The sequence below is a fragment of the Ancylobacter moscoviensis genome, from assembly GCF_007559435.1.
GTDB classification, from domain to species: domain Bacteria; phylum Pseudomonadota; class Alphaproteobacteria; order Rhizobiales; family Xanthobacteraceae; genus Ancylobacter; species Ancylobacter moscoviensis.
Genome location: NZ_VMBP01000002.1, coordinates 792,100 through 804,456, shown reverse-complemented (window position 1 = coordinate 804,456; position 12,357 = coordinate 792,100). Strand labels below are relative to the sequence as shown.

At 67.0% G+C, this 12,357-nt stretch carries 13 protein-coding genes and 1 tRNA gene; 5 read left to right on the top strand and 9 right to left on the bottom strand.

All coding sequences use genetic code 11. From position 1 onward, the window contains the following. Window positions 1-89: 89 nt before the first annotated feature. A complete protein-coding gene (locus FO470_RS09900) occupies window positions 90-1,205 on the top strand; it encodes a linear amide C-N hydrolase (protein ID WP_144342746.1) in 1,116 nt (371 codons plus the stop codon). A gap of 28 nt (window positions 1,206-1,233) precedes the next feature. Here FO470_RS09900 and FO470_RS09895 read toward each other — a convergent pair. From FO470_RS09895 to FO470_RS09855, 9 genes are all read right to left on the bottom strand, one after another. Next, a tRNA-Leu gene (locus FO470_RS09895) sits at window positions 1,234-1,320 on the bottom strand. A 29-nt stretch (window positions 1,321-1,349) separates the two neighbouring features. Continuing rightward, window positions 1,350-3,044, bottom strand: a complete 1,695-nt coding sequence (locus FO470_RS09890; RefSeq protein WP_144342745.1) for a formate--tetrahydrofolate ligase — start codon at window positions 3,042-3,044, stop codon at window positions 1,350-1,352. 39 nt (window positions 3,045-3,083) lie between these two features. Then, entirely contained in the window at window positions 3,084-3,494 is a 411-nt protein-coding gene (locus FO470_RS09885; RefSeq protein ID WP_144342744.1) for a DoxX family protein, read from the bottom strand. Window positions 3,495-3,582: 88 nt separating this feature from the next. Next, window positions 3,583-3,948, bottom strand: coding sequence for a hypothetical protein (locus FO470_RS09880; RefSeq protein WP_144342743.1), 366 nt, complete (start codon window positions 3,946-3,948; stop codon window positions 3,583-3,585). Between the two features lie 12 nt (window positions 3,949-3,960). Further along, window positions 3,961-4,467, bottom strand: a complete 507-nt coding sequence (gpt, locus tag FO470_RS09875) for a xanthine phosphoribosyltransferase (protein WP_144342742.1) — start codon at window positions 4,465-4,467, stop codon at window positions 3,961-3,963. Between the two features lie 146 nt (window positions 4,468-4,613). Further along, a complete protein-coding gene (locus FO470_RS09870) occupies window positions 4,614-5,435 on the bottom strand; it encodes an ABC transporter permease (protein ID WP_144342741.1) in 822 nt (273 codons plus the stop codon). Next, entirely contained in the window at window positions 5,428-6,282 is an 855-nt protein-coding gene (locus tag FO470_RS09865) for an ABC transporter ATP-binding protein (protein ID WP_144342850.1), read from the bottom strand. Before FO470_RS09865 ends, FO470_RS09870 begins: the two co-directional genes overlap by 8 nt. 10 nt (window positions 6,283-6,292) lie before the next feature. Continuing rightward, window positions 6,293-7,303 (bottom strand): ABC transporter substrate-binding protein, encoded by a 1,011-nt coding sequence (locus tag FO470_RS09860; RefSeq protein ID WP_144342740.1) that lies wholly within the window; start codon window positions 7,301-7,303, stop codon window positions 6,293-6,295. 99 nt (window positions 7,304-7,402) lie between these two features. After that, window positions 7,403-8,146: a competence/damage-inducible protein A gene (locus FO470_RS09855; RefSeq protein WP_144342739.1), complete on the bottom strand. Its 744-nt coding sequence runs from the start codon at window positions 8,144-8,146 to the stop codon at window positions 7,403-7,405. A 205-nt stretch (window positions 8,147-8,351) separates the two neighbouring features. Here FO470_RS09855 and FO470_RS09850 point away from each other — a divergent pair, with 205 nt between their 5' ends. Genes FO470_RS09850 through FO470_RS09835 form a run of 4 tightly spaced genes read left to right on the top strand, consistent with a single transcriptional unit; the run spans window position 8,352 to window position 12,247 of the window. Beyond that, window positions 8,352-9,773, top strand: a complete 1,422-nt coding sequence (locus tag FO470_RS09850; protein WP_144342738.1) for a circularly permuted type 2 ATP-grasp protein — start codon at window positions 8,352-8,354, stop codon at window positions 9,771-9,773. A 42-nt stretch (window positions 9,774-9,815) separates the two neighbouring features. Continuing rightward, entirely contained in the window at window positions 9,816-10,439 is a 624-nt protein-coding gene (locus FO470_RS09845; RefSeq protein ID WP_144342737.1) for a LysE family translocator, read from the top strand. A 12-nt stretch (window positions 10,440-10,451) separates the two neighbouring features. Beyond that, window positions 10,452-11,396: an alpha-E domain-containing protein gene (locus FO470_RS09840; protein WP_144342736.1), complete on the top strand. Its 945-nt coding sequence runs from the start codon at window positions 10,452-10,454 to the stop codon at window positions 11,394-11,396. A 14-nt stretch (window positions 11,397-11,410) separates the two neighbouring features. Beyond that, a complete protein-coding gene (locus tag FO470_RS09835; RefSeq protein ID WP_144342735.1) occupies window positions 11,411-12,247 on the top strand; it encodes a transglutaminase family protein in 837 nt (278 codons plus the stop codon). The last annotated feature ends 110 nt before the right edge of the window (window positions 12,248-12,357 follow it).

Genomic DNA, 12,357 nt, shown 5'->3' with positions numbered 1-12,357 from the left:
GACCTAACAAAAGGTACCCGCTGCGGGATTCGGCATCGCCTGCCGTGCCCCCCGGCTTGCTTCTTTCAGTGTCGTGGAGGAATGACGGGATGTGCACATCGCTCAGCTATCGCGACAAGGCGGGCAAGGTCTATTTCGGCCGGACGCTCGAGCTGACGATCGATCTTCCCTACCAGATGACCTATCTGCCGGCGGGTTTCTCCACCACCTCCGAGATCGCCGGCCATGCGCCGCTGACCTACGCCGCGCGCTACGGGATGCTGGCCGTCACCATGCCGATCCGCATTCCGACGCCGCAGGCGCCGCCCACCATCTCCGACCTGAAGGTGCTCGAGGGCATCAACGATCAGGGACTGACCTTCAGCCTCCTCTCCTACCCCACGGCGGCCGGCAAGCAGAAGTCGGTGGCGATGACGCAGGCCGTGCTCTCGGCCTCCGACCTCGGCACGTGGAGCCTCGGGCAGTTCGCCACCGTGGCCGAAGTAAAGGCGGCGCTGGCTGCCCAGCCGATCCTGCTGGCGCCGCTCGCCATCCTCGGCGGGGTGGAGTCGCCCTTCCATTACGTCGTGCACGATGCCTCGGGCGCCGCGCTCGTCATCGAATTCGACGGCGGACAGATGACGGTCTACGACAACCCGGTCGGCGTGATGACGAACGGCCCGGCTTTCGGCTGGCACCTGACCAATCTCGACAACTACACCTTCCTCAGCAACGTCGACAAAGCAAGCGCCAGCTTCGGCGGTTACAAGGCGGTGCAGCCCGACTCCGGCATCGCCACCGCCGGCCTGCCGGCGTCGAACACCTCCGTCGGCCGCTTCGTCCGCGCCGCCTATTACGCGCAGTACACCGAGAAGGCCGATACGCCCGATCTCGCGGTACGCACCCTCGCCCATGTCATGAACAATTTCGACCGGCCGTGCGGCGTCAGCATCGATTATCCGGAGGCCGGCGGCGGGCATCTCGAGGTGAAGGGCCTCGACCAGCCCGGCGGCGCGGCCTACGCGACCGAATTCACGTGCTGGACGAGCCTGTCGGACCTCGACCGCAAGGTCTTCTTCCTGCGCGATTACCGCAGCCTGAACTTCACCCGCTTCGATCTCGCCGCCCTGGCGGCGCTGAAGGAGCCGAAGGTGCTCCCCGTCTCCCGCCTCGCCGAGATGCCGGACGCGACCGAAGCGCTCAAGAGCGTACCGGTCGCCGCCTGACGGCGGCTCGTGGCCTACAGGAAAGGAATGGTGCGGACGACGGGACTCGAACCCGTAAGCCTTTAAGGGCGCAAGATTTTAAGTCTCGTGCGTCTACCAGTTTCGCCACGTCCGCCCCGGCCGGACCATCGGGGCCCGGATGTCCTAGAACACCCCGCCGATGAAGCCGGTTTCATCGACGAAGATATGCTCGGCCGCCGGCTGCGAGGGCAAGCCCGGCATCGTCATCACATCGCCGCACAGCGCCACGACGAAACCCGCCCCGGCCGACAGTCTCACCTCGCGGACCGGCAAGGTGAAACCCTCCGGCGCGCCGCGTTGCGCGGGGTCGGCGGAGAAGCTGTACTGCGTCTTCGCCATGCAGATCGGCAGGTCGCCATAGCCCTGCCCCTCGAACTCGCCGAGACGGCGCAGCGCGACCGGATCGATCGAGATGGCTCCGGCGCGATAGATGCGGCGGGCGATGGTCTCGATCTTCTGCACCAGCGAGAGGTTGCTCTCGTAGATCGGCTTGAAGGCGGAGGGTTGCAACGCCAGTTGCACCACCTCGGCGGCGAGGTCGACGGCCCCCGCCGAGCCTTCCGCCCAGTGCGAGCACAGATGCACGCTGGCCCCCACCGCCGCGCAGGCCTGCTTGATCGCCTCGATCTCCGCCGACGTGTCGCCGGTGAAACGGTTGATCGCCACCACCGCCGGCAAACCGAAGGCCTTCATGTTCTCGATGTGCCGCACGAGATTGGCCGAACCGGCCTTCACCGCCGCCACGTTCTCCGGGCCCAGCTCCTTCTGCCCGACGCCGCCATGCATCTTCAGCGCGCGGACGGTCGCGACGATCACCACGGCGGAAGGCGAGAGCCCCGCCTGCCGGCACTTGATGTCGAGGAACTTCTCGGCACCGAGATCGGCGCCGAAACCCGCCTCGGTCACCACATAGTCGGCAAGGCCCAGCGCGGTGCGCGTCGCCATCACCGAGTTGCAGCCATGGGCGATGTTGGCGAAGGGGCCGCCATGCACGACGGCCGGCGTCGCCTCCAGCGTCTGCACGAGGTTGGGCTGGAAGGCATCGCGCAGCAGCGCCGCCATCGCGCCCGTCACCTTGAGCTGGCCGGCGGTGATCGGCTGGCGGGCGCGGTTCTGCGCCACCACCATGCGGCCAAGCCGGTCTTCCAAATCCTCCAGCGACCGCGCGAGGCAGAAGATCGCCATGACCTCGCTTGCCACCGTGATGTCGAAGCCGTCCTCGCGCGGGAAACCGTTGCCCGGTCCGCCAAGGCCGACCACCACGCTACGCAGCGCGCGGTCGTTGAGGTCGACCACGCGGCGCCAGTTGATGCGCCGGGCGTCGATGTCGAGCGCGTTGCCCCAGTAGATGTGATTGTCGATCGCGGCGGCGAGCAGGTTGTGCGCGGCGCTGATGGCGTGGAAGTCGCCGGTGAAGTGAAGGTTGATGTCCTGCATCGGCACGATCTGCGAGCGTCCGCCGCCCGTCGCCCCGCCCTTGGAGCCGAACACCGGCCCGAGGCTCGGCTCGCGCAGGGCGATGGCCACCCGCTTGCCGGCACGCGCCAGCGCGTCGCCCAGGCCAATGGTGGTCGTGGTCTTGCCCTCGCCCGCCGGGGTCGGGTTGATCGCGGTGACGAGGATCAGCCTGCCGTCCGCCTTGGCCTCGGCGCGACGGGCGAAATCGAGGGCGATCTTCGCCTTGTCGTGACCGTAGCGGTAGAGCGAGGCCGCCGGGACTCCCAGCTTGTTGCCGATTTCCTCGATGGGCCGCGGCGTCACCGACGCGGCGATCGCCGCATCGCTGTTGGGATCGATCTTGCGCACCGCGGTATTCATGAGGGCTCCCGTCTCAACGCCACGTCGAACGTCACGCCGTCAGGCCGTGCGCGTGCGCTCGGCCAGAATGGCGACCAGCAACATGCCGCCGATCACCGCGAGGTGCTCGACGACGAAATAGAACTCGATCTGCGCCATCTGGCCTTCCATGGTCCAGAAATGGTGCGCGATCGGAATGGTCAGCGCCGTGAAGACGCCGAGCGCCGCCGCGCCCAGCCACGTCGCCCGGTTCAGCAGGATCAGCACGCCGCCGGCAAGCTGCGTGGCGATGGTCGCCACCGCGAACAGCCACGGCGGGTTGAGCCCGAAATACGCCATCTCGGCCTGCGCGCCGGCAAAATCGGTGATCTTGCTGATGGCGCTGCCGAGGAACATGAAGACGAGCAGGAGACGCGCGAGGAAGGCCGTGGCCGGAGACCGCAGGATGCCGGAAATGATGGCGGGGGTCATCGTTGGAATTCCCGAAACGGCACATTTTGCCGCACCCCGGCATACCGCAGCGGCACCATAAAGGCGAGCCGCATCAGGATACCAGAGGTCATGATGGGCGGCTTTCGGCCCCGTCATCCTCCGCCTGCTCCTCCTCGCGCGCGGCCTTCGCCTCGGCGATGAACTCGGCGGCGTATTTCTTGGCGTCGCGCACGCTCTCGCCCAGCTCCCGGGAGAAGCGGTCGAGATCGAGCCGCAGGCCGCCGACCGACGGCTTCTCGGTCTCCGAGGCATAGGCGACCATGCGCAGCGACAGGCCGATATCGGAGGCGAGCATCGAGATGAAGCCGTCGCTCAGATCGTGCTTCTCGGCGTAGTCGATCAGCATGTCGTAGAGCGCGGTGCGATGCGTCTCATAGGCGGCATCGAACGCCTCGTCGGACTCCTCGTCCGTCCTGTCAAACTCGCCGGTCATGGATGATTTTCCTCACGCCACCCCGTCGCGGATCGGCGGCTGGAAGCTCAGCCCCATGTCCCACGGGAAATAGATCCAGGTATCCTGGCTCACCTCGGTGATGAAAGTGTCCACCAGCGGGCGGCCCAGCGGCTTGGCGTAGAGGGTGGCGAAATGCGCCTGCGGCAGCATCTCGCGCACCAGCCGGGCCGTCTTGCCGGTATCCACCAGATCGTCGATCACCAAGAGCCCCTGCCCGCCCTCGCCGGCCGTCGCCATGACGACCTCGGAGATGGGCTTGAGCACCTGCATTTCGCCCTGCTTCGTATAGTCGTGATAGCTGGCGATGCAGACCGTCTCGATCATTCGCAGCCCCAGCTCGCGGGCCACGATCGCCGCCGGCACCAGGCCGCCGCGGGTGATGCAGACGATGCCGGAGAACGGACCCGCCCCGGCGAGCCGCCAGGTCAGGGCGCGGGCATCGCGGTGAAACTGGTCCCAGGAGACCGGAAAGGCCTTCTTCTGGCGATCGTCGGACATGGAACAGATCCCGGAGGGCTCGCAATGAGCCATTTTCCGAGATCATTAGCCGTAGCGCGCCGCCTTCTCCAGTGCCGGCCGGCGAAAATCCCCGCCTTACGCCATAAGCCCTATTCCTTAGACGGGCGGCGGCGCCCGCCGCATGGTCAGCTCTCCTGCCCCCAGCGCCGCACGGTGACGCGGTTCAGCGTCGCGAAGACCAGCGTCTCCACCGCCAGGCCGATCAGGATCACCGTCAGCAGGCCGGCGAAGACGTTCGCCGTCTCCAGCTGCGCCCGGTTGGTGAAGATGAACCAGCCGAGCCCGCCGGAGCGCGCGCTGGCGCCGAACACCATCTCCGCCGCGATCAGCGTGCGCCAGGCGAAGGCCCAGCCGAGCCGGAGCCCGGAAAGGATCGAGGGCAGCGCCGCCGGCACCAGCAGCGCAAAAACGTAGGAAGGACCGGAGAGGCCGATATTGCGCCCCGCCATGCGCAATGTCGGCGGCACGGCGCGGAAGCCCGCGTGGCAGGCGAGCGCCAGCGGCCACAGCACGGCGTGGACGATGACGAAGACGAGGCTCGACGATCCGATGCCGAACCACAGCAGCGCGATGGGCAGCAGCGCGATGGCCGGCAGCGGGTTGAACATCGAGGTGAGCAGCGAGAGCAGGCTCTCCCCCCAGCGGGTGAGCACCGCGAGGGCGGTGATCACCGCCGCCAGCACGATGCCGATGGCATAGCCGGTCAGCAGCACCTCCAGCGACGCCCAGACGCGCTGGGGCAGCTCGCCGTTCAGCGTCTCGCTCCACAGCGCGCCCAGCGTTTCGAGGAAGGTCGGCAGCAGCAGCGAATTGCCGAGCCAGCGCGCATAGAGTTCCCAGCCGGCCGCCAGCAGCGCGAGGATCACCGCCCGGCGCGCGCCGGGGCCCAGCACCAGCGGACGGCGAAGCGAGGCCGCGGCCGGAAGATGCAGCGTTCCGTCAGACATGATCGTCCTCGTGGTCACTCCCGCCCTCGTCGGCTCCGCGCGATCCGGCGAAGAGCCGCGCCTGGATCTCCGCTTCCAGCAGGCCGAACGGCGCCGTCCCGCGCCGCGTCGCCTCGGATACCTCGTATTCGGCGGCGATGCGGCCGGGATGCGGGCTCAGCACGAGAACGCGGGTGCCCACGTGCAGCGCCTCGTCTATGGCGTGGGTGACGAACAGGCAGGTCGCCCCCGTCTCCTCGCACAGGCCGAGCAGTTCGTCCTGCATGCGCCGGCGGGAAAGCGCATCCAGCGCGGCAAAGGGCTCGTCCATCAGCAGGATCGCCGGCTGCACCGCGAAGGCGCGGGCGATGGCGACCCGCTGCTTCATGCCGCCCGAGAGCGTGTGCGGATAGGCATCGGCGAATTTGGCGAGTCCCACCCGGCCGGCCCAGTCCAGCGCCACCGCATGTGCCTCGGCCCGCGACAGGCCGCGAGCCCGGCGCAGGGCAAAGGCGATGTTGCCGGCCACCGTGCGCCAGGGAAGGAGCTGGTCGAACTCCTGGAACACCACCATGCGGTCCGGCCCCGGCCCCTTCACTGGAAGGCCGCCGAGGCGGATTTCGCCCGATGCGGGTTTCAGGAAGCCGCCGACGGCGCGCAGGAGGGTCGATTTTCCGCAGCCCGAAGGCCCGAGCAGCGCCAGCCTCTCGCCGGTGCCGATGGTGAAGGAAACATCCTCCACCGCCGTCACGATGCCGGCGGATGTCGCGTAGCGCAGCGTCACATGGTCGACGGCGAGCGCCGTAGGCGCGCTGCGGCGTGCCGGCTTGCCGGCCGTGGGCGGTGGCACGCGGCTCTCGGCCGGCATCGCCACCGGCTCAGCTCCCGTTCCGGGCGTGCAGGCCGGGCTGGAACAGCTCCTTCCAGCCGGGCTTCTGCTTGATGAGGCCGATGCGGTATTCGAAGTCGGAGAACACGTCGACCCGCTCCGGCACGGTGGTGAAGTTGATCTGCGGGTCACGGATGATCCGCTCGACGAAGGCCGGATCGAGCTTGGAACTCTCCGCCGCGATATAGAGCTTTGCCGCCTCGGCCGGATTGGCCTTGATCCATGCATTGGCCTCGTCGAGCGCGGCGACGAAGGCGTTCACGGTTTTCGGGTTCTCGGTGGCGAATTTCTTGGTGCCGTAGACCACGTTGAAGGTGTGCGGGCCGCCCAGCACGTCGTAACTGTTCAGCACCGCATGGACCTTGCCGCTTTCCAGCTGCTGCTGGACGAAGGGCGGCGAGGTGAAATGCGCGGTGATGCCGCCGGTGCCGGCGAGGATCGAGGTGGTCGCGTCGGGATGCGGCAGGCTCACCGTCAGGTCGTCGAGCTTGTCGTACTGGCCGAACTCCTTCTCCGCCGCGATCTGCAGCACGATCGGCTGGAAACCGACCTTCACCGAGGGCAGCGCGATGCGGTCGGTGGCGGCGAAGTCCTTGAGCGTCTTCACCTTGGGATTGTTGGTGGTCAGCACGTTCGGCATGGAGCCGAGCGAGGAGATCAGCACGATATCGGTCTTACCGCGCGTCTTGTCCCAGGTGAGGATGGCCGGCGCGACGCCGGCCGTGGCGAAGTCCAGCCCGCCGGAGATCAGCGCATCGTTCATCGCCGCCGCACCCGAGAGGCGCAGCCATTCGACCTTCAGATCCGGCAGCCCGTCCGCCGCCGCATGCTTCTCGATAAGCTTCTGCTCCTTGGCGACGATCAGCGGCAGATAGGCGATGCCAAACTGCTGGGCGATGCGCAGTTCGCCGGTTTCCGCCGACGCGGACGAAGCGTGGAACAGGGTGCCTGCCGGCGTCAGGGCGAGCGCCATGGCGGCAAGAAGAGCGCGAAGGCGCATGGGAAGTCTCCGTCCAAACCGATGTCTGGACAGAACTCTTGCCTATTAATACATAAAGTCAATAGATTTTATGATTTATCGCGAGGCTGCGCTGTGAAATCACCAGCGACGCACGGTGTCCACCATCGCTTGTACCTCGACCAGCGCGGCGGCGAGCTTTCGCGGATCGCGTGAGCGCACCACCAGATTGGTGTTGGGCCGCCCGTCCTCTCCCATGAAGGGATAGCTGCCGATGGTCACTTCCGGATGCGCCTCGGCGATGATCCGTAGCGGGCCGCCGACATCCCCTTCCCTGGCATTGGCGAGGATCGTCTCGGACAGCATGCGCACGCCGGTGCGCAGCTTGGGCGCCACCTGATCCAGCATCGCCTGCATGATGGTCGGCACGCCGGCCATGACGATGACGTTGCCGATCCAGAAGCCCGGCGCCTTGGAAACGGGGTTGGGCACGAGTTCGGCCCCGTCCGGGATGCGCGCCATCCGTAGCCGCGCTTCGTTCAGGTCCTCCGCCTTTATGTATTCGAGGAGCATGGCGCGCGCGCGGGGATCCACATCGATGCTCACCCCGAACGCCTTGGCCACCGAATCGGCGGTGATGTCGTCATGGGTCGGCCCGATTCCGCCGGTGGTGAAGAGATAGGTGTAGCGCGCACGGAGCGCGTTCACCGCCGCGACGATCTCTTCCTCGACGTCCGGCACCACCCGCACCTCGCGCACGTCGATGCCGAGAGTGGTGAGATATTCGGCGATGTAGCCGATGTTCCGGTCCTTGGTGCGGCCCGAAAGTATCTCGTCGCCAATCACCAGGATCGCCGCCGTCACCGGCTCCACCGAGGCCGTCATCCGATTCTCCTCCGTCCCGTGGGCGGTCCGAGGCCTCGTCCGCCGCAAATCAACGCATACCACGCCGCAAGCGAGGGCAGTCGCCTGCCAATTGGGCAGAAGCCACACGCAATGGTTCGATTATCGCAATGCGGAGTCTTCCGCCCCTTCCGCTGGCACGAGCTTTGTAGCTAACTTGAGCGAGTTGGGGAGTAGATTTGCACCTATGAGCGTCGCCTTCGACGAGATGACCAATGCGGACGGCTCGATCCGCTCCGCCTACACCGCCCTCGCACGCTGGTTGAGCAATGTTCCGCCCGACGTGCTGGATTTCCGACGCAAGGAAGCCGAGTTCATCTTCCGGCGCATCGGCATCACGTTCGCGGTCTATGGCGACAGCGATGCCCAGGAACGCCTGATCCCCTTCGACATCATCCCGCGCATCCTCACCGGCACCGAATGGCGCCGCATGTCGCGCGGGCTGGAGCAGCGCGTGAAGGCGCTGAACCTCTACCTGAAGGACATCTATTCGCGGCGGGAGATCCTCAAGGCCGGCGTGGTGCCGGAGGACCTCGTCTACCAGAACCCGGCCTTCCGCCCGGAGATGAACGGCCAGAAGGTGCCGCACGACCTCTATGTCCACATCGCCGGCATCGACGTGGTGCGGGTGGATTCGGAAACCTTCTACGTCCTGGAAGACAACGCCCGCACGCCCTCCGGCGTCTCTTACATGCTGGAGAACCGCGAGATCATGATGCGGCTCTTCCCGGAGCTGTTCGCCGACAACCGCGTCGCGCCGGTGGAGAACTACACCGACGAATTGCTGGCCACGCTCAAATCGGTGGCCCCGCTCAGCGCCAGCAGCGACCCCGTGGTCGTCGTGCTCACGCCCGGCATCTACAACTCCGCCTATTACGAGCACTCCTTCCTCGCCGACAAGCTGGGCGTCGAGCTGGTCGAGGGCCGGGACCTCTTCGTGCGCAGCGACGTCGTCTACATGCGCACCACCGAGGGGCCGCGCCGCGTCGACGTCATCTATCGCCGCCTCGACGACGATTTCCTCGACCCCCTCACCTTCCGGCCCGACAGCGCCCTCGGCGTGCCCGGGCTGATGAGCGCCTACAATGCCGGCAACGTCACGCTGACCAACGCGGTCGGCACCGGCGTCGCCGACGACAAGGCGGTCTACAGCTACATGCCGGACATCATCCGCTTCTATCTCGGCGAGGAGCCGCTGCTGAAGAACGTGCCGACCTGGCGCTGCCGCGAGGCCGACCACCTGAAATATGTGCTCGATCACCTGAACGAGCTCGTCGTGAAGGAGGTCCACGGCTCCGGCGGCTACGGCATGCTCATCGGCCCGCGCGCCGACAAGGCGCAGATCGAGCTGTTCCGTGCCAAGCTGAAGCAGGATCCGACCAACTTCATCGCCCAGCCCACGCTCGCGCTGTCGACCTGCCCCACCTTCGTCGAGGAGGGCATCGCGCCGCGCCACGTGGACCTGCGCCCCTTCGTGCTCACCGGTTCCGACCGGGTGCGCATCGTGCCCGGCGGCCTCACCCGGGTGGCGCTCGAGGCCGGCTCGCTGGTGGTCAATTCCAGCCAGGGCGGCGGAACCAAGGACACCTGGGTGCTGGAGGAGAGCTGAGGCCGCGATTCAGGGAAGTCCCGAGAACGGGAGGGAGCACCGATGCCGATAGAGACATGGCTGGCCTTCGTCGCCGCCTCGGCGGTCCTGCTGGTGATACCCGGGCCGACCATCCTGCTCGTCGTCTCCTACGCGCTCGGCCAGGGGCGCCGGGTAGCGTTCCCGGTCGCGCTGGGCGTGGCGCTCGGCGACTTCACCGCGATGACGCTCTCCATGCTCGGCCTCGGCGCCCTGCTGGCGACCTCGGCGACGCTGTTCACCGTCCTCAAATGGATCGGCGCGGCCTATCTCATCTGGCTCGGCATCAAGCTCTGGCGGGCGGGCGGCGCCCCCTCCTTCGGCGAGGCCCGCGCGGCCGGCCCGACATGGCGGATGATGCTGCACGCCTGGATTGTCACCGCGCTGAACCCGAAGAGCATCACCTTCTTCGTGGCCTTCCTGCCGCAGTTCCTCGATCCCGCCGGCGACTTCCTCACGCAGATGGCGGTCTTCGAGACCACCTTCCTTGCGCTCGCCGCCGCCAACGCCTTCGGCTACGCGCTGCTCGCCGGCCGCCTGCGCGGCGCGGTGCGCAGCCCGCGCCTCGTCGCCACCTTCAACCGGGTCGGCGGCTCCCTCCTGATCGCGGCGGGCGTCACCACGCTTGCCTGGCGCCACGCCAAATAGAACGCGGTTCCCATGCTTTCTCGCACTGCCGACAATCTCTACTGGCTGTCCCGCTACATGGAGCGGGCGGACTGCCTCGCGCGTATTCTGGACGTCACCCAGCGCCTCGCCCAGCTGCCGGCGGCCTATGGCGGCTCGACCAATGAGTGGCGTTCGGCCCTGCTCACCGCCGGCTGTGCCGACCTGTTCAAGCAGGTCCATGGCGAGGAGACCAACGAGCAGAACGTGGTCAATTTCCTCGCCTTCGCGCCGGAAAACCCCTCCTCCATCCGCAACTGCTTCGAGATCGCCCGCACCAATGCCCGCTCGGTGCGCACCGCGCTCACCATGGAGATGTGGGAGACCATCAATTCCGCCTGGCTGGAGCTGAAGCGCTACTCCACCAAGGACATGACCCGCGAGGAACTCGCCCGCTTCCTTTCCTTCGTGAAGGAGACCTCGCTGCGCTTCGACGGCGCCGCCTACCGCACCATGCTGCGCAACGACGCCTTCTGGTTCTCGCGCGTGGGCATGTATGTCGAGCGCGCGGACAACACCGCGCGCATCCTCGACGTGAAGTACCATGTGCTGCTGCCGGATTCCGAGCACATCGGCGGCCCGCTCGACTACTTCCAGTGGGCCTCGATCCTGCGCTCGGTCTCGGCGCTCACCAGCTTCCACTGGGTCTACCGCGAGAGCGTGAAGCCGTGGCTGGTGGCGGATCTGCTCATCCTCAACGCGCAGATGCCGCGCTCGCTGACGAGCTGCTACCAGAACATCACGCGCTATCTCGACGACATCGCCGCCTATTACGGCCGGCAGGGCAGCGCGCAGCGCCTCGCCCGCTCGACGCTCACCAAGCTCGGCAACAGCCGGATGGAGGACATCTTCCAGACCGGACTGCACGAATTCATCGATTCCTTCGTCTTCGAGAACAACCGCCTCGGCTCCACCGTCACCGAGCAATACCTGCTCTGACCCGGTTTCGCGTCATGCGTATTCATGTGAACCACGCCACCACCTACAGCTACGATCCGCCGGCCAACGGCGCGATCCAGACCCTGCGCCTGACGCCCCGCAACCATGACGGCCAGTATGTCGTCTTATGGCGCATCGACGTGTCGGAAGGCTGCCGGCTGCGGTCGCACGAGGACGCTTTCGGCAACCTCACCCACACCTTCGCCCTTGAAGGGCCCATCGGCGAATTGCGGGTGCTGGTCGAAGGCGAGATCGAGACGCAGGATACCGCCGGCGTCATACGCGGCATCAGCGAGCGCTTCCCGCCGTCCCTGTTCCTGCGCGGCACCGACCTCACCGCCATGGATGCCGACCTCGTCGCCTTCGCCGAGACTGCCGGCACCGGCGAGGGCGATCGCATCGCCCGGCTCCACCGGCTGATGGACGCGATCGCGGATTCCATGACCTTCGATCCCGACCCGACCCACGCCTCGACCGCGGCGGCGGAGGCCTTTCAGCTCAAGCGCGGTGTCTGCCAGGATTTCGCGCACATCTTCTCCGCCTGCGCGCGCCATCTCGGCATGCCCGCCCGCTATGTCAGCGGCTATCTGGTCGGCGACGGCGCGGAACCGGAACAGCGCGCCGGGCATCAGGCGGGCCATGCCTGGGCGGAAGCCTATGTGGAAGGGCTCGGCTGGGTCGGGTTCGATGCCGCCAACCGCCAGTGCCCGACCGATTCCTATGTGAGGGTCGCGGTCGGCCTCGATTATCTCGGCGCCGCGCCGGTACGAGGCAACCGCTATGGCGGCGGCGACGAGAACCTCACCGTCGCCCTCAAGGTCGACCAGTCGAGCCGGCAGATTCAGGGCTAGGAACATTTTTTACCCGGCCCTAGCCGATCGGGCGAGCCGCCGGATCGGCCGGAGCCGGGTTGCCGGGCAGGAAAGCGCCCCGTTATAAGGGCGCGGGAGCGGCCGCCAGC

Excerpts from the sequence above, each read along its gene's own strand:
- FO470_RS09870 (WP_144342741.1), bottom strand. The coding sequence starts at position 5,435 with ATGTCTGACGGAACGCTGCATCTTCCGGCCGCGGCCTCGCTTCGCCGT.
- FO470_RS09900 (WP_144342746.1), top strand. The coding sequence starts at position 90 with ATGTGCACATCGCTCAGCTATCGCGACAAGGCGGGCAAGGTCTATTTC.
- FO470_RS09835 (WP_144342735.1), top strand. The coding sequence starts at position 11,411 with ATGCGTATTCATGTGAACCACGCCACCACCTACAGCTACGATCCGCCG.
- FO470_RS09880 (WP_144342743.1), bottom strand. The coding sequence starts at position 3,948 with ATGACCGGCGAGTTTGACAGGACGGACGAGGAGTCCGACGAGGCGTTC.
- FO470_RS09890 (WP_144342745.1), bottom strand. The coding sequence starts at position 3,044 with ATGAATACCGCGGTGCGCAAGATCGATCCCAACAGCGATGCGGCGATC.
- FO470_RS09840 (WP_144342736.1), top strand. The coding sequence starts at position 10,452 with ATGCTTTCTCGCACTGCCGACAATCTCTACTGGCTGTCCCGCTACATG.
- FO470_RS09860 (WP_144342740.1), bottom strand. The coding sequence starts at position 7,303 with ATGCGCCTTCGCGCTCTTCTTGCCGCCATGGCGCTCGCCCTGACGCCG.
- FO470_RS09845 (WP_144342737.1), top strand. The coding sequence starts at position 9,816 with ATGCCGATAGAGACATGGCTGGCCTTCGTCGCCGCCTCGGCGGTCCTG.
- FO470_RS09850 (WP_144342738.1), top strand. The coding sequence starts at position 8,352 with ATGAGCGTCGCCTTCGACGAGATGACCAATGCGGACGGCTCGATCCGC.
- FO470_RS09865 (WP_144342850.1), bottom strand. The coding sequence starts at position 6,282 with ATGCCGGCCGAGAGCCGCGTGCCACCGCCCACGGCCGGCAAGCCGGCA.
- FO470_RS09855 (WP_144342739.1), bottom strand. The coding sequence starts at position 8,146 with ATGACGGCCTCGGTGGAGCCGGTGACGGCGGCGATCCTGGTGATTGGC.
- FO470_RS09885 (WP_144342744.1), bottom strand. The coding sequence starts at position 3,494 with ATGACCCCCGCCATCATTTCCGGCATCCTGCGGTCTCCGGCCACGGCC.
- gpt (WP_144342742.1), bottom strand. The coding sequence starts at position 4,467 with ATGTCCGACGATCGCCAGAAGAAGGCCTTTCCGGTCTCCTGGGACCAG.